Origin of the sequence: Afifella aestuarii (genome assembly GCF_004023665.1) — a bacterium.
Lineage (GTDB): Bacteria > Pseudomonadota > Alphaproteobacteria > Rhizobiales > Afifellaceae > Afifella > Afifella aestuarii.
Genome location: NZ_SAUF01000002.1, coordinates 1138485 through 1153308, shown reverse-complemented (window position 1 = coordinate 1153308; position 14824 = coordinate 1138485). Strand labels below are relative to the sequence as shown.

The window sequence follows — 14824 nt, the reverse complement described above, 5'->3', positions numbered from 1 at the left end:
ACCGGAGGGAGGACTCATATTCGGAAGAAACGCCCGCCTTGCCGATCCGCGCGGCATGGCGGCCGCAGCTTCGCGCAAAGGAAAGGCAAGGGGAAAGCCAGCCTCGGACATCACGAGGTGATGCGATCGATGATCTTCTCCTGCAGGCGTTCAAGCCTCTCCAGCCGCGAAGATTGTTGCGAGAGCTGGTGATCGATCTTCTCATGGAGCTGTCGCACCTCCAGCTCGGCTTTCAAGTTGACCTGATAATCGTTCTGCGCCCGCATCCGGTCGCGCGCCTCCTGGCGGCGCTGGCTCATCATGATGATCGGCGCCTGGATCGCGGCCAGTGTCGACAGCACCAGATTGAGAAGAATGAACGGATAGGCATCGAACGGCTTGAAAAGCCATCCGGTGACATTGAGCATCATCCAGAGGCCGCAGACGAGCGAAAACGAGAGGATGAAAGTCCAAGAGCCGCCGAAGGCCGCCACACGGTCAGCCATCCGGTCACCGAAGGTCGCCCTCTCGTCGAAGGTGATATCCGGCGCGGCGGTGACGATGTCGCCGGTTTTGAGACTGTCGAGAACCTCCTGCTCCAAGGGGCCGAGGTCGCCATTGGCGTCGCTCAGGAGCTCCCTCAGGGAACGCCTTCGATAGGTCTCGAGGTCCTCGGGGCAGATCCAGGACCCCTCCGACCATTGCGGATGGTCCCTTCCGATCAGGGCCGAGATGGCCGGACGCACCGCAGCCCACGGAACCGCCCTCTCCTGCCGCAAGCTCTTGCCGCAGACGACGCATGTGGGGCTTTTCGCGCCGCTTTGAGGAGGGGCATCTGCGCGTTCCATCGGGCTTCACACGACGAGATCCGGGGGGCCGGAATTTAACTCCCCCGCCGCGGGCTGACCAGCGCTGATAGGTCGTCGACAAGCACGTCTATCCGCTTCCAACAAGGCCTTGAGTTTGTGCCCGCATGCTGAAAACCACGCTCACAGGACGGCTGTGCGCATCCAGAAGGCGAGACGTCAATCCGCGTTTGCCGACGGCATGATGAGGGTCGGTGCTGACGGCTCGATGTACGGTGAACGCTATCCGGCAGGTGGCGGCAACACCGCCGAGATCCTTGCCTTCGGACGCATCGCCGGCCGCAACGCCGCGGGCGAAGACGTCTGAACCCTCCAAAACTCAGAATACGGCGGCCTTCGATGAAGGCCGCCGCATCATCGGACCAGACAGGCTGCATGCAGTCCTAAGGGCGCTGCATGAGAAGATCCCAGGGCGGAGGCCCGGCCGTCACGGGCCTACGCAGGCCAGCTACAGATTGGTCATCGGCCGCGGGCGGCTGCCATCGCTGAAGCGCGACAGGCGGAAGGCATAGGGATCGGCGATCGGCTTTTCGCCGGTCACGAGATCGGCGACGAGATGCCCCGCCCCCGGACCGATGCCGAAACCGTGGCCCGAAAATCCCGTGGCGACGATGAGACCCGAGCAGCTTTCGACCGGTGAGATCACCGGCACGACGTCCGGCGTCGTATCGATGAAGCCTGCCCAGGTCTGCACGAGGCGCGCATCGTTGAAGACGGGGAAACGCCGTTTCGCTTCCTCAAAACACTTGCGCACATAGCCAAAATCCGGCTTCGGATCGAGGACGCGGCAAGCCTCATAAGGCGACGGCTGATCGTAAGGCACCGGCTTGCGCTCGCGCCATTCGCTGAAGAAGCGCTCGTCGAGACGCAGGCCGACATGGCGCCAGTCCATCGTGAGAACCGGCAGGAAATCGAAGAAGAAGCGGAAACTGTCGGGCGTCAGCGGCGCCGCATTGGAAAGCCCGTTCGCCAGTGTATAGCCGCCATCAGCGCGCTTCCTGAGGCCCAGAACATCGTCCCAGATGGAGACCTCCGGGCCGCCCTCGACCGGCGAGGTGCGGGCGACGCTCGCGCGCACCTTGAGCTGCGGCAGGACGATATCGAGATCGCTCAGGATGCGCCGGCTCCAGGCCCCGCCCGCGACGACGACGTTCTTAGTCGCAATGCGGCCGCGCTCCGTGACGACGCCGGCGACCTCACCTCCCGCCGTCTCGATCCCGCGCGCGGCGCAATCGGTGAAGATGCGGGCGCCGCGGGCCCGGGCGCCGAGCGCAATTGCGGGCGCCGCCTTCTGGGGCTCCGCACGCCCGTCACCCGGACACAGAAGGATGGCCTTCGGCAGATCGCGATCGCCCGGCAGGTGTTTCTCCATCTCGCTGCCGGAAAGAAGGTCCGTCGCGATGCCGGAAGCGGCCGCCTTTTCAGCCCAGACGCGATAGGCCTCCACGTCCTTATCGTTGCGGGCGCCATAGAGGATGCCGCATTGGGTGAAGCCGGTGTCGCCGCCGATGCGCTGATCGAGCCCCTGCCACAGGCCGAGCGCCTCCCGGATCAGATCGAATTCGCGCGGATCGCGATAGAGCTGGCGCACCCAGCCCCAGTTGCGGCTCGATTGTTCGCCGGCGATGTGGCCTTTTTCAACCAGCACCACATCCATGCCGCGCTCGGCCATGAACAGGGCCGAACTGACACCGATGATGCCGCCGCCGATGACGACGGCATCGGCCTTTTCAGGAAATTTCTGATCGGAGACGACCAGATCGACCTGCGGTCCCATGAAACACTCCTCTAGCGAGATGATGCCCTGAGGCGCCGCGTTGCTCCCGCTGTGCGGGCGGAAGCCCGATCAGGTGGGCGGAGGACGGCGTTCTTTGGGCAGACGGAAACTTCAAACGGCATTGGCCTGGTGGCGGCTCTTGATCTTGTAGCGGCCACCTGGGACGACGAGCCGGACTGAGGTGACGATCTTGTCGCCAGAAAAGGTCCGGCGGCGGATGGAAAGACAGGGGTCGGTGCGGCCGATCGCGAGAAGCCGCGCTTCCCAGGCCGCCGGCAGGACGGCCTCGACGGTATGCTCCGCCTCCGTCCAGGCAATGACAGCGTTCAGATAGTCGTTGGGCGTGCGGGCGGTGAAATCCTGCATGAGATAGTCCGGCGCCAGCCTCGGATTGACCAGCCGGTCTTCGAGCTGGACCGGGATTCCATCCTCGCGATGGACGACCAGGCTGTGAAACACCGAGATGCCAGGCTCGACTGCGAGATCCTCGGCAATCTCCCGGCTCGCCTCCAGCGTCTCGAGCAGAACGACCTGGGCGGCATAGCTGTGGCCGCGTTCGGCAATCTCGTCGGCGATGTTGCGCACGGCGAAGACGGAGGTCTGGCCCTTGCCCTCCGAGACGAAGGTGCCAAGCCCCTTCACCCGCGTCAGCACCCCCTCGCCCGCGAGCTCGCGCAACGCCCGGTTCACGGTCATGCGGCTCAGGCCAAGCTTGGCCGAGAGCTCGTTTTCCGACGGCACGCGGTGACGCGGCGGCCAGTCGCCCGCGGCGATCCGCTCGACAATCATGCGCTTTACCGCGGCATAACGGGGCGTCTCAGCGCCAGCACCGGTCTTGCCGGCATCGATGCCCATTTCTTAGGCCCTTTTCGCGTGTGCACAATTTGATGTCGGATTTCGGCTTGCGAGCGTTGCGATTTTGGATACAGTCACTTGTATGTACAAGCTAGAGCGCTGCCGGCCGCGATGGCAAACGAAAAGCACGGCAAGGACGAATAGGCCGGTTTCCCGGCCATTTCCGTCCCTCGCCCGGCCCGCGAAGACGCCATCTTCGCGGCTTCGAGCCACGGCCCATGCAGCTCTCCAGGGTGTGCGTCAGCAAAGGGAGGGGCGGCTACGCTCCGCACAGAGGAGAACGGGATGAGTTTCAAGACAATTGCGCTGGCCGGTGCACTTGCAGCGGTCATTCTGGCGCCTGCCGCCGCTTCGGCGAAGGACTGGAAGAAGGTCACCGTGGCGCTCGAGGGCGGCTATGCGCCGTGGAACCTCACCGATGCGAGCGGCCAGATCGTCGGCTTCGAGCCCGACCTCCTCAAGGTGCTGTGCGAGCATGCGGACCTTGAATGCACGATGATCTCGCAGGATTGGGACGGCATGATCACCGCCCTCAATGCCGGCAAGTTCGACGTCATCATGGACGCTTTGTCGATCACGCCGGAACGTCAGAAGGTCATCGACTTCACCGTGCCCTACGCGGCGACGCCGGCCGTCTTCGCAGCACCGAAGGACAGCGAACTCGCCGACCTTCCTGGGACCGGCACGGTCATCAAGCTGGAAGACGTGCACGACCAGGCCGACGCAATCGCGCCCCTGCGCGAAGCGATGAAGGGCAAGACGATCGGCATCCAGAGCTCCACCGTCTACGCCAATTTCGTCTATGAGAATTTCGGCGACGTGGCGACGATCAAGGAATACAAGACCGCGGCCGAGCGCGACCTCGACCTGTCGGTCGGCCGCATCGATGCCGGCTTTGAGGACGCCACCTATCTGCTCGGCACTTTCGAGGCTTCCGAGAACAACAATCTCGCCTTCACCGGTCCGGAGATCGGCGGCCAGATCTGGGGCGAAGGCGAAGGCCTCGGTCTGCGCAAGTCGGATACCGATCTCAAGGCGAAGTTCGACGAAGCCATCAAGGCGGCGGTCGCCGACGGCACGGTCAAGACGCTCAGCGAAAAGTGGCTGAAGGTCGACGTCACGCCCTAATCCAATCGGCGCCGGCCCCGCGCGCCTGAGGGTGAGGATGCGGCAAAAGCCTCCTCACTCGGGCACGCTCTCCCTGGCCGGCATGCGGTTCGCGGCAGGCGGACGGCCACAAGCTCGCCCGCCCGCCATCCCACCCGACGGCACCTCGCGCCGACCGGCGATGCGCACCGCCGCAGCAGCAACAAGAGAGACGCGATGTCCTGGATCGACCTGATCGGATTCGGACCCAACGGCCGCGGCGGCCTGCTTTTATGGGCGACTTTGATGACGTTGTCGGTGACGGCCGCCTCGCTCGTCATCGGCGCCGTATTCGGGGCGGCCGTGGCGGCCGCCAAGCTCTCATCATCACGGCCCGCACGCATCATCGGCGACGCCTATACGACGATCCTTCGCGGCGCGCCCGAACTCCTTGTCATCTATCTCGTCTATTTCGGCGGCTCGCAGGCGGTGAGCGCCATCGGCCGTCTCTTCCAATATGAGGGCTTCCTCGGCCTGCCCTCGTTCCTCGCCGGTGCGCTCGCAGTCGGCATGATCTCCGGCGCCTATCAGGCGGAGGTCTATCGCGGGGCCTTTCACGCCATCGCAAAGGGCGAGATCGAGGCCGCGCGCTCCATCGGCATGGGCCGGGCGCTGCGCTTTCGCCGTATCATCGTCCCGCAGATCCTGCGCTTCTCACTGCCGGGCCTCGGCAATGTCTGGCAGCTGAGCCTCAAGGATTCGGCGCTGATTTCCGTCACGGGCCTTGCCGAACTGATGCGCACCTCGCAGCTCGCCGCGGGCTCCACGCGCCAGTATTTCCTCTTCTTCATCGTCGGCGGCATCCTCTATCTGGTGCTCACCACGATCTCCGGCCAGCTTTTCGCCGCCGCCGAGCGACGCGTCGCCGTCAGCTTCTCGCACGGCCTCGGGCGGAGCTGAGCCGATGGATTTCGAGTTCCTCGCCTCCACCTTCGTGACGCTGGTCAAGGCGGTGCCGACGACTTTGGAGCTCTTCGGCGCCTCCGTCGTCCTCGGGGCCTTGCTTGCAATCGTCCTCGTCGTCATGCGCACGGTCGGAGGTCCGATCCTGTCGGCCTTCTCCCGCGTCTATGTCTTCATCTTCCGCGGCTCGCCGCTGCTCATCCAGATGTTCCTCATCTATTATGGGCTCGGCCAGTTCGCGGTCATTCGCGACAGTTTTGCATGGCCGGTGCTGCGCGAGCCTTATTGGTGCGCGGTTCTGGCGCTTGCCTTCTGCACGGCCGGCTATCAGGCGGAAATCATCCGGGGCGGGCTGCAGGCGGTGCCGCCGCGTGAGATCGAGGCTGCGCGTTCGGTCGGCATGTCGGGTTTCCTGCTCGTGCGCCGGATCATCGCCCCGATCACCTTGCGCGCCATGCTCCCCGCCTATTCGACGGAAATCATCCTGATGGTGAAGTCGACGGCTCTCGCCTCGCTCGTCACCGTCTGGGAAGTCACCGGCACGGCGCAGCGGCTCATTTCGCAGACCTATCGCACCATGGAAGTCTTCCTGGTCGCGACGCTCATCTATCTCGTCATCAATTTCATCATCGTCCGCCTGATCGCCCTTTTGGAGCACCGGTTGTCGCCGCATCTCCGCGAGCGGCCGCGCATCTCCGGCGAAGGCCGCACGGTGACATCGCTGGAGACCTCCCATGACTGAAGCCCCGGTCCCGGCCATCTCGGTCAAGAACATCCACAAATCCTTCGCCAACCTCGAAGTCTTGAAAGGCATCTCGCTCGAAGCGCAGGACGGCGACGTCATTTCAATTCTCGGCGCCTCGGGGTCGGGCAAGAGCACTTTTCTCAGATGCATCAACCTTCTCGAGACACCGGATGAAGGTGAGATCACGGTCGCCGGCGAGACGATCAACATGCGTCGCGACCGCCAGGGCCGGCTGATGCCGAAGGATCGGCGCCAGGTCGACCGAATTCGCGCCGAGCTCGCCATGGTGTTTCAGAGCTTCAATCTCTGGTCCCACATGACGGTTTTGCAGAACCTGATCGAGGGTCCGGTGCATGTGCAGAAGCGGCCGAAAGCGGAGGCGATCGCGGAGGCGGAAGCGCTGCTTGAAAAAGTCGGCCTCGCGGAACGCCGCGATTACTATCCCGCGCATCTTTCCGGCGGCCAGCAGCAGCGCGCCGCGATCGCCCGTGCACTCGCCATGCGACCCAAGGCGCTTCTCTTCGACGAGCCGACCTCAGCGCTCGATCCGGAGCTCGTGGGCGAAGTCCTGAAGGTGATGCGCAGCCTCGCCGATGAAGGCCGCACCATGCTCGTCGTCACCCACGAAATGTCGTTCGCGCGCAACGTGTCCGACAAGGTGATCTTCCTGCATCAGGGCCAGGTGGAGGCCGAAGGACGGCCGGAAGAGATCTTCACCGAATCCTCCTCGGAACGCTTCAATCAGTTCATCACCGGCTTCAGAGGTTGAAGCCCCGGAGAGCCAGAATGCCCCGCGTGTCGCTCGATCGCTCCCTCACCTGGCAGGAGGTTGCCGAGGTCGCAGAGGGGGCACCTCTCGATCTCACACAAGCCGCGCTCTCGCGCATCGATGATGCCGCCGCCATCGTGCAGGCGATCGTCGAGCGCGGCATCCGCGCCTATGGCGTCAACACGGGCGTCGGCGCACTCTGCGATGTCGTGGTGGAGCGGCCGCTGCAACAACAGCTCTCGCACAACATTCTGATGAGCCACGCAACCGGCGTCGGTGCGCCGCTTCCGGTCGTCGAGACGCGCGCCATCATGGCTGCGGCGATCAACAATTACGCACACGGCCATTCCGGCGTCCGCCGCGAGATCCCGCAAGCTCTTGCGGCCCTCTTGAATGCCGGGCTCACACCCCTCGTGCCAGCGCGCGGTTCCGTCGGCTATTTGAGCCATATGGCGCATATCGCGCTCGTGCTCGTCGGAACCGGCTCGGTGCGGGACGGCGACCGCACCGTCTCCGCGGCCGAGGCACTGGCCAAGGCGGGCCTTGAACCGCTCCAACTTCAGGCGAAGGAGGGGCTGTCGCTCGTCAACGGCACGCCCTGCGCCACGGGTCTGGCCTGTCTCGCGCTCGCGCGTGCGAACCGCCTTCTCTCCTGGGCGGATGCGATCGCCGTCATGACGATGGAAAATCTTGGCACCAACCCGGCCGCTTTCGCGCCCGAGGCGCTGACGCTGCGCCACTCCGACGGCCTGCAAGAGGTCGGAGCCCGACTGCGGGCGTACCTTGAGGGAAGCGACATCGTCGCCGCCACCATCGGCAAACGCACGCAGGATGCCCTGTCACTGCGCGCCGTGCCGCATGTGCATGGGGCTGCCTGCGACCTTTTCGAGGACGCAGCCGCCGTCATCGACCGCGAGCTCGCCTCCGTCACCGACAATCCGCTCGTCACCGGCACCCCCGAGGCACCGCAAGTGCATTCGCAGGCCCATGCCGTCGGCGCGGGACTAGGGCTTGCCCTCGACGGCCTGGCAACGGCCATCGCCGAAGTGGCGGCGATGTCGGAGCGGCGTCTCGATCGGCTTCTCAATCCGATTGTGAGCGGGCTTCCGGCCTTTCTCGCGGCAGAAGGCGGCGCAGCATCCGGCTTCATGATCGCGCAATATGCGGCCGTCTCGCTCGTCAACGAAAACCGCCGCCTCGCCGCGCCGGCAAGTCTCGACGGCGGCATCACTTCGGCGTTGCAGGAAGATCACCTTTCGCATCCGACGCCGGCCGCACTGAAAGCGCTTGCGATCGTAGAGAACGCCACCCGCCTCCTTGCGATCGAATGGCTTGCTGCCGGCCAGGCCTACGCCTTTCAGACCGAGGCACGTGCGCCCGCGACCGATCGGCTTTTCGCCCAACTGCGTGGCTTGATTGCCTTCTATGCCGACGACCGACCGCTCTCGCAGGATATGGAGACGGCATTCCAGTTTCTCTCGTCGGAACAACCCGCTACGCGCTAAGCCTCAGCCGCGGCGCCGGCCAATCTTGCGCACATAAAGCTCCAGCCGGTGCGAGACGATCTCGTAACCGAGCGAGCGGGCGATCTCTTCCTGCAGGGCCTCGATCTTATCGGATCGGAACTCCACCACCTCGCCCGTGTCCGTATCGATCAGGTGGTCGTGATGGGTGCCGCCAGCCGGCTCGAACCGCGATGGCCCGCCCTCGAAGACATGACGCTGAATGGCACCGCGATCTTCCAGGATTTTCATTGTCCGGTAGACGGTCGAGAGCGAGACACTCGCATCGATCTCTGAGGCGCGCCGGAAGATTTCCATCGCGTCCGGGTGCTTTTCGCCCTCTTCCAGGATCTTCAGGATCGTCTTGCGCGCACGCGTGATCCGGATTCCCGCATCGCGCAGCTCTTTCTCGTAATCGCGGCGGTTCTTGGCTTCACCCATTGTCCCCCTCTAGCGCCTGATCGGACGGCTGCAAAGGCCGCATAGACCGCAAAACGCCCGCTTCCCCGCGTCTTTCACCCTGAAGCACGCAGAGGCGAAAGTCTTACATTTCTGCAAATGGTTTGCACTTGCATTCGCAACTATGCCCTGTCATTTGAAAGAGGCACCGGCGGAAAAGCCGCGTTGACCGATGGAGAACGCTTTGACGACGAAGCTTCGTTTGCTTGCTGCGCTGACAGCGCTGCCTTTCTTTTGGGTCGGCAGCCAAAACGTGGCGGCAGCGGAAAAGCTGAAGGCCGTCACCACCTTCACGATCATCGCCGACATGGCGCAGAACGTCGCTGGCGATGCAGCGGAGGTTCAATCGATCACCAAGCCCGGTGCGGAGATCCACAATTATCAGCCGACGCCGCGCGATCTTCTGCGCGGGCGCGATGCCGACCTCGTTCTGCGCAACGGACTCAATCTAGAACTCTGGTTTGAACGCTTCCTCGCCAATCTCGGCGATGTGACCAACGTCGTCGTCTCCGATGGCGTGGAGCCGATGAGCATTTCGCAGGGGCCCTATAACGGCAAGCCAAACCCGCATGCCTGGATGTCGCCGACGAGCGCCCTCGTCTATGTCGACAATATCCGCGACGCCTTCGTGGCCGCAGATCCGGACAATGCCGCGACCTACGAAGCGAATGCCGCGGCCTACAAAGAGAAGATCCAGGCGGTGATCGCGCCCATCCAGGCAGAGCTTGAAAAAATCCCGGACGACAAACGGTGGCTCGTCACCAGCGAGGGCGCGTTCAGCTATCTCGCGCGCGATTTCAATCTCAAAGAGCTCTATCTGTGGCCGATCAACGCCGATCAGCAGGGCACGCCGCAGCAGGTGCGCGCCGTCATCGACGCCATCAATGAGCACGACATCGCCTGCATCTTCAGCGAAAGCACCGTCTCCGCCAAGCCGGCCGAGCAGGTCGCGCGCGAGACCGGCGCCACCTATGGCGGCGTGCTCTATGTCGATTCCTTGAGCGACGAGAACGGGCCGGTGCCGACGTATCTCGACCTTCTGCGCGTCACCTCCGACACGATCGCAAAGTGCCTCGTGCCATGATGATGTCGTCCGACCCGCTCACCCCGCGCCCAGATCCCGCGCCCGCACCGGACGGTCCTTCGGGCATCGCTGTCCGCCATGCCACCGTCACCTATCGCAACGGCCACACCGCCTTGCGCGATGCGAGCTTCGAGATCCCGACCGGGACGATCACCGCCCTCGTCGGCGTCAATGGCAGCGGAAAATCCACCCTCTTCAAGGCGATCATGGGCTTCGTGCCGGTCGCCGGCGGCTCGATTTCCGTGCTTGGCGGCAGCGTCGAGGCGGCGCTGAAAAAGAACCTCGTCGCCTATGTGCCGCAGAGCGAAGAGGTGGACTGGAATTTTCCCGTTCTCGTCGAAGACGTCGTCATGATGGGTCGCTACGGACGCATGAATTTTCTGCGCCGGCCGAAGCGCGCCGATCACGACGCGGTTGCGTCCGCGCTTGCGCGCGTCGGCATGAGCGATTTCCGCAAGCGCCAGATCGGCGAACTTTCAGGCGGCCAGCGCAAACGGGTTTTTCTCGCCCGCGCGCTCGCCCAGGATGGGCGCGTCATCCTCCTCGACGAGCCGTTTACCGGCGTCGACGTGAAAACCGAGGATGCAATTATAGCGCTCTTGCGCGATCTGCGCGCGGAGGGACGGGTGATGCTCGTCTCCACCCATGATCTCGGTTCGGTGCCGGAATTCTGCGATCGGGCCGTCCTCGTCAAAGGCACAGTGCTCGCCTCCGGGCCGACGGACGAGATCTTCACGCGCGCCAATCTGGAACGCACCTTCGGCGGCGTCCTGCGCCATTTCGATCTCGCCGCCACCGATCAGGGCCGGCCTATCGGCATGATCTCCGACGACGAAAAACCCTTCCTCGTCTATGGCGAGCGCGACGAGGCCTCGCCGCCGAAGAAGGATGCGGAGCGGCCATGAGCCAGCTTCTGGAACCCTTCGCCTATCAGTACATGGTCAACGCCATGTGGGTGAGCGCTCTCGTCGGCGCCACCTGCGCCTTCCTCTCCGCCTATCTCATGTTGAAGGGCTGGTCGCTCATCGGCGACGCGCTCTCCCATTCCATCGTTCCGGGCGTCGCCGGCGCCTATATGCTCGGCCTGCCCTTCTCCTTCGGCGCCTTTCTCTCCGGCGGGCTCGCGGCCGGCGCCATGCTCTTCCTCAACCACCGCACCAAGCTGCGCGAAGACGCCATCATCGGCCTCATCTTCACGTCCTTCTTCGGGCTCGGCCTCTTCATGGTGTCGCTGTCGCCGGCTTCCGTCGACATCCAGACGATCGTGCTCGGCAACATTCTGGCGATCACCCCCGCCGACACGACGCAACTCGTCATCATCGCCGCCGTCTCGCTCACCATCCTCATCGCCAAGTGGAAAGATCTGATGGTGGTGTTCTTCGACGAGAACCATGCCCGCTCGATCGGCATCAATCCGGTGCTGATGCGGCTCCTCTTCTTCACGCTGCTGAGCGCCTCCACCGTCGCCGCGCTGCAGACGGTCGGCGCCTTTCTTGTCATCGCCATGGTGGTGACGCCGGGCGCCACGGCCTATCTTCTGACCGACCGCTTCCCCCGCCTCATCGCTCTCAGCGTCGCCATCGGGGCCACGACGAGCTTCGTCGGCGCCTATGCGAGCTATTTTCTGAACGGCGCCACCGGCGGCATCATCATCGTTCTGCAGACGCTGATCTTCCTTATCGCCTTCGTCGTGGCGCCCAAGCACGGGCTTCTCGCTGCAAAGCGCCGCGCCCGCGAGGCGCTCCGGGAAGATGCCGAGACGCGCGAGCCGCACACAATGGTCGAACTGCAGCCGGGAGACCCGGCATGAACGCGCTCGATTTCGCCCTTCTGCCCTTCGCCCTGCCCTTCATGCGCGAGGCGATGCTGATTGCGGTCCTCGTCGCCGTTCCCTCAGCGCTGTTGTCGTGTTTTCTGGTGCTCAAGGGCTGGTCGCTGATGGGGGACGCCATCTCGCATGCCATCTTTCCGGGGGTCGTGCTCGCCTATCTCGCCGGTATGCCGCTCGTCGTCGGCGCCTTCGCCGCCGGCATGACCTGCGCCATCGCCACCGGCTATCTCAGCCAGAATTCCCGCATCAAGCAGGACACGATCATGGGCATCGTGTTTTCCGGCATGTTCGGCTTCGGCCTCGTCCTCTACACCAAGATCCAGAGCGAGGTGCATCTCGACCATATTCTGTTCGGCAACATTTTGGGCGTACTGCCCTTCGATCTGTGGCAGAGCGCGGCGATCGCTCTCCTCACCGTCGCCATCATCGCCGCCAAATGGCGCGACCTTCTCCTGCACGCCTTCGATCCGCAGCATGCCCGCGCCATCGGGCTCCCCGTCGGGCTCATGCATTACGGGCTTCTCGCCATCCTCTCCTTGACGATCGTCGGCGCGCTCAAGGCAACAGGCATCATTCTGACGATCGCGCTTTTGATCGCGCCGGGCGCCATAGCCTTCCTCGTCACGCGCCGCTTCGGGCCGATGATGCTGGTGGCTGTGTCCCTGTCAGTCGCCTGCGCGTTTCTCGGCGTCTATGCGAGCTTCTTCATCGACAGCGCGCCGGCGCCGACGATCGTTCTCCTGCTCGCCGCCTGTTTCGTCGTGGTTTTTCTGGCGACGACCCTGTCCGGCCGGTCGCGCGACGAAGCGTCGAGAGCCACGATCAAGCCGGAGAAACTTGGCTGAGCTCTGCCGAGCGCAATAAATTCCGGCGACTTTCGCGCCTCACAGGAGACGCAAAAGCCGCCGGAAATTTCTCAGATCATTCGGGAATGCGCCGCACGGCGCCCTTGTCGGCACTCGTCGTCAACGCTGCATAGGCCTTGAGCGCCGTCGTCACCTGGCGCTTGCGCGGCTTTGCCGGCTTCCAGCCCGCCTTGTCCTGCTCGGCGCGCCGGCTTGCGAGCTCCGCATCGTCCACCATCAGATTGATGGTGCGGTTCGGAATGTCGATCTCGATGATGTCGCCATCGCGCACGAGGCCGATCGCGCCGCCCTCGGCCGCTTCCGGCGAGGCATGGCCGATCGACAGGCCTGAGGTGCCGCCGGAGAAACGCCCGTCGGTAACGAGCGCGCAGGCTTTGCCGAGGCCTTTCGACTTCAGATAGCTCGTCGGATAGAGCATCTCCTGCATGCCAGGCCCGCCGCGCGGTCCCTCGTAGCGGATCACCACGACATCGCCGGCGGCAACCTTGTTCGACAGAATCGCATGCACGCTCTCGTCCTGGCTTTCGAAGACCCGCGCCGGGCCCGAGAACTTCAGGATCGATTCGTCGACACCAGCCGTCTTCACGATGCAGCCGTTGAGCGCGATGTTGCCCTTCAGAACGGCAAGGCCGCCATCCTTTGAAAAGGGATGCTCGGCATCGCGGATGACGCCCGCCTCGCGATCGAGGTCGAGCTCCTTCCAGCGATTGTCCTGACTGAAGGCTTCCTGGCTCGGCACGCCGCCGGGCGCGGCACGGTAGAATTCCGTGACTGTCTCGGAGGCTGCACGCCGCACGTCCCAGCGTTCGATCGCATCGCCGAGCGTCTCCGCATGAACAGTCGCCACGTCGCGGTTGATCAGCCCCGCCCGGTCAAGCTCGCTCAGGATCGCCATGATGCCGCCAGCGCGGTGGACGTCTTCGACATGCACGTCGTTCTTGGCGGGCGCCACCTTGCACAGGACCGGGACATGCCGCGACAGGCGGTCGATGTCGTCCATGGTGAAGTCGACCTCGCCTTCCTGGGCGGCCGCCAGGATGTGCAGGACTGTGTTGGTGGAACCGCCCATGGCGATGTCGAGCGCCATGGCGTTCTCGAACGACGCCTTGGTGGCAATGTTGCGCGGCAGGACGCTCTCGTCGTCCTGCTCGTAGCAGCGCTGCGCGAGGTCGACGATCAGATGCCCCGCCTCGACGAAGAGCCGGCGGCGATCTGCATGGGTCGCAAGCGTCGTGCCGTTGCCAGGCAGCGACAGGCCAAGGGCTTCCGTCAGGCAGTTCATGGAATTCGCCGTGAACATACCCGAGCACGACCCGCAGGTCGGGCAGGCGGAGCGCTCGATGACCTGCACGTCCTCTTCGCTGACGCGGTCGTCGGCCGCCGCCACCATCGCATCGATCAGATCGAGCGATTGTGACTTGCCGTCGAGCACCACCTTGCCGGCTTCCATCGGGCCGCCGGAGACGAAGACGGTCGGGATGTTGAGGCGCATCGACGCCATCAGCATGCCGGGGGTGATCTTGTCGCAATTGGAGATGCACACCATCGCATCGGCGCAATGCGCATTGACCATATATTCCACGGCATCGGCAATGAGCTCGCGCGACGGCAGCGAATAGAGCATGCCGTCATGGCCCATGGCGATGCCATCATCGACGGCGATGGTGTTGAATTCCTTGGCAACGCCCCCCGCCGCCTCGATCTCGCGGGCCACGAGCTGGCCGAGATCTTTGAGGTGCACATGGCCCGGTACGAACTGCGTGAAGGAATTCACGACGGCAATAATCGGCTTGCCGAAATCGTTGTCCTTCATGCCGGTGGCGCGCCAGAGGCCGCGCGCGCCGGCCATGTTTCTTCCATGGGTGGTTGTGCGTGAGCGATAAGAGGGCATTGGTTTTTGGTATTCCTTCTGGCCTTGTGAGGCCGGTGGCACGACAACATTGGGCAAGGCCGATCGGCCCGTCGCGCCACGGCACGGATCCGCGAAAGGCGGACCGGTCCAGCTAATAAGCGTCCCCGCCCGGCTCGGCAACGCCCTGAGC

At 64.1% G+C, this 14824-nt stretch carries 15 protein-coding genes; 10 read left to right on the top strand and 5 right to left on the bottom strand.

Annotation, left to right across the window (positions count from 1 at the left end):
• Window positions 1–110: 110 nt before the first annotated feature.
• Window positions 111–827, bottom strand: a complete 717-nt coding sequence (locus EO094_RS13855) for a DUF1003 domain-containing protein (RefSeq protein ID WP_128293073.1) — start codon at window positions 825–827, stop codon at window positions 111–113.
• 202 nt (window positions 828–1029) lie between these two features.
• Here EO094_RS13855 and EO094_RS18875 point away from each other — a divergent pair, with 202 nt between their 5' ends.
• Window positions 1030–1152, top strand: a complete 123-nt coding sequence (locus EO094_RS18875; protein WP_281275250.1) for a hypothetical protein — start codon at window positions 1030–1032, stop codon at window positions 1150–1152.
• A 141-nt stretch (window positions 1153–1293) separates the two neighbouring features.
• On the opposite strand, the gene EO094_RS13850 is transcribed toward EO094_RS18875, so the two are convergent.
• Together EO094_RS13850 and hutC are read right to left on the bottom strand one after the other, a co-directional pair.
• Window positions 1294–2622, bottom strand: a complete 1329-nt coding sequence (locus EO094_RS13850; protein ID WP_128293070.1) for an NAD(P)/FAD-dependent oxidoreductase — start codon at window positions 2620–2622, stop codon at window positions 1294–1296.
• A gap of 111 nt (window positions 2623–2733) precedes the next feature.
• The gene (hutC, locus tag EO094_RS13845; protein WP_128293068.1) at window positions 2734–3477 is read right to left on the bottom strand and encodes a histidine utilization transcriptional repressor HutC; all 744 of its coding nucleotides are present in this window, start codon (window positions 3475–3477) and stop codon (window positions 2734–2736) included.
• A 285-nt stretch (window positions 3478–3762) separates the two neighbouring features.
• Between hutC and EO094_RS13840 the strand changes: the two genes are divergently transcribed.
• The 5 genes from EO094_RS13840 to EO094_RS13820 all read left to right on the top strand — a co-directional run bounded on the left by EO094_RS13840 (window position 3763) and on the right by EO094_RS13820 (window position 8545).
• Window positions 3763–4605 (top strand): transporter substrate-binding domain-containing protein, encoded by an 843-nt coding sequence (locus EO094_RS13840; RefSeq protein WP_128293065.1) that lies wholly within the window; start codon window positions 3763–3765, stop codon window positions 4603–4605.
• A gap of 195 nt (window positions 4606–4800) precedes the next feature.
• Window positions 4801–5523: an ABC transporter permease gene (locus EO094_RS13835; protein WP_128293063.1), complete on the top strand. Its 723-nt coding sequence runs from the start codon at window positions 4801–4803 to the stop codon at window positions 5521–5523.
• 4 nt (window positions 5524–5527) lie between these two features.
• On the top strand, window positions 5528–6268 hold the full coding sequence (locus EO094_RS13830) for an ABC transporter permease (protein ID WP_128293061.1): 741 nt from the start codon (window positions 5528–5530) through the stop codon (window positions 6266–6268).
• Window positions 6261–7040: an ABC transporter ATP-binding protein gene (locus EO094_RS13825; RefSeq protein ID WP_128293059.1), complete on the top strand. Its 780-nt coding sequence runs from the start codon at window positions 6261–6263 to the stop codon at window positions 7038–7040. Before EO094_RS13830 ends, EO094_RS13825 begins: the two co-directional genes overlap by 8 nt.
• 17 nt (window positions 7041–7057) lie before the next feature.
• On the top strand, window positions 7058–8545 hold the full coding sequence (locus EO094_RS13820; RefSeq protein WP_128293056.1) for an HAL/PAL/TAL family ammonia-lyase: 1488 nt from the start codon (window positions 7058–7060) through the stop codon (window positions 8543–8545).
• A 3-nt stretch (window positions 8546–8548) separates the two neighbouring features.
• Here the strand turns inward: EO094_RS13820 and EO094_RS13815 are convergent, their stop codons facing one another.
• Window positions 8549–8983 carry a Fur family transcriptional regulator gene (locus tag EO094_RS13815; RefSeq protein ID WP_128293054.1) on the bottom strand — a complete coding sequence of 145 codons (435 nt, stop codon included), beginning with the start codon at window positions 8981–8983 and terminating at the stop codon, window positions 8549–8551.
• A 232-nt stretch (window positions 8984–9215) separates the two neighbouring features.
• Between EO094_RS13815 and EO094_RS13810 the strand changes: the two genes are divergently transcribed.
• The 4 genes from EO094_RS13810 to EO094_RS13795 are packed head-to-tail and all read left to right on the top strand — an operon-like array spanning window position 9216 to window position 12761.
• Window positions 9216–10085 carry a metal ABC transporter substrate-binding protein gene (locus EO094_RS13810; RefSeq protein WP_281275260.1) on the top strand — a complete coding sequence of 290 codons (870 nt, stop codon included), beginning with the start codon at window positions 9216–9218 and terminating at the stop codon, window positions 10083–10085.
• Complete coding sequence (locus tag EO094_RS13805; protein ID WP_425455887.1) at window positions 10082–10990, top strand: manganese/iron ABC transporter ATP-binding protein; 909 nt, start codon at window positions 10082–10084, stop codon at window positions 10988–10990. Before EO094_RS13810 ends, EO094_RS13805 begins: the two co-directional genes overlap by 4 nt.
• On the top strand, window positions 10987–11895 hold the full coding sequence (locus tag EO094_RS13800; protein WP_128293050.1) for a metal ABC transporter permease: 909 nt from the start codon (window positions 10987–10989) through the stop codon (window positions 11893–11895). Before EO094_RS13805 ends, EO094_RS13800 begins: the two co-directional genes overlap by 4 nt.
• Window positions 11892–12761 (top strand): metal ABC transporter permease, encoded by an 870-nt coding sequence (locus tag EO094_RS13795; RefSeq protein WP_128293048.1) that lies wholly within the window; start codon window positions 11892–11894, stop codon window positions 12759–12761. Before EO094_RS13800 ends, EO094_RS13795 begins: the two co-directional genes overlap by 4 nt.
• Before the next feature lie 76 nt (window positions 12762–12837).
• Here the strand turns inward: EO094_RS13795 and ilvD are convergent, their stop codons facing one another.
• The gene (ilvD, locus tag EO094_RS13790) at window positions 12838–14673 is read right to left on the bottom strand and encodes a dihydroxy-acid dehydratase (protein ID WP_128293045.1); all 1836 of its coding nucleotides are present in this window, start codon (window positions 14671–14673) and stop codon (window positions 12838–12840) included.
• Window positions 14674–14824 lie beyond the last annotated feature (151 nt).

What these genes read in the sequence shown, in the direction of transcription:
- hutC (WP_128293068.1), bottom strand. Translation starts at nt 3,477, where the DNA reads ATGGGCATCGATGCCGGCAAGACCGGTGCTGGCGCTGAGACGCCCCGT.
- EO094_RS13795 (WP_128293048.1), top strand. Translation starts at nt 11,892, where the DNA reads ATGAACGCGCTCGATTTCGCCCTTCTGCCCTTCGCCCTGCCCTTCATG.
- EO094_RS13855 (WP_128293073.1), bottom strand. Translation starts at nt 827, where the DNA reads ATGGAACGCGCAGATGCCCCTCCTCAAAGCGGCGCGAAAAGCCCCACA.
- EO094_RS13840 (WP_128293065.1), top strand. Translation starts at nt 3,763, where the DNA reads ATGAGTTTCAAGACAATTGCGCTGGCCGGTGCACTTGCAGCGGTCATT.
- EO094_RS13815 (WP_128293054.1), bottom strand. Translation starts at nt 8,983, where the DNA reads ATGGGTGAAGCCAAGAACCGCCGCGATTACGAGAAAGAGCTGCGCGAT.
- ilvD (WP_128293045.1), bottom strand. Translation starts at nt 14,673, where the DNA reads ATGCCCTCTTATCGCTCACGCACAACCACCCATGGAAGAAACATGGCC.
- EO094_RS18875 (WP_281275250.1), top strand. Translation starts at nt 1,030, where the DNA reads ATGAGGGTCGGTGCTGACGGCTCGATGTACGGTGAACGCTATCCGGCA.
- EO094_RS13830 (WP_128293061.1), top strand. Translation starts at nt 5,528, where the DNA reads ATGGATTTCGAGTTCCTCGCCTCCACCTTCGTGACGCTGGTCAAGGCG.
- EO094_RS13825 (WP_128293059.1), top strand. Translation starts at nt 6,261, where the DNA reads ATGACTGAAGCCCCGGTCCCGGCCATCTCGGTCAAGAACATCCACAAA.
- EO094_RS13800 (WP_128293050.1), top strand. Translation starts at nt 10,987, where the DNA reads ATGAGCCAGCTTCTGGAACCCTTCGCCTATCAGTACATGGTCAACGCC.
- EO094_RS13835 (WP_128293063.1), top strand. Translation starts at nt 4,801, where the DNA reads ATGTCCTGGATCGACCTGATCGGATTCGGACCCAACGGCCGCGGCGGC.
- EO094_RS13820 (WP_128293056.1), top strand. Translation starts at nt 7,058, where the DNA reads ATGCCCCGCGTGTCGCTCGATCGCTCCCTCACCTGGCAGGAGGTTGCC.
- EO094_RS13805 (WP_425455887.1), top strand. Translation starts at nt 10,082, where the DNA reads ATGATGATGTCGTCCGACCCGCTCACCCCGCGCCCAGATCCCGCGCCC.
- EO094_RS13850 (WP_128293070.1), bottom strand. Translation starts at nt 2,622, where the DNA reads ATGGGACCGCAGGTCGATCTGGTCGTCTCCGATCAGAAATTTCCTGAA.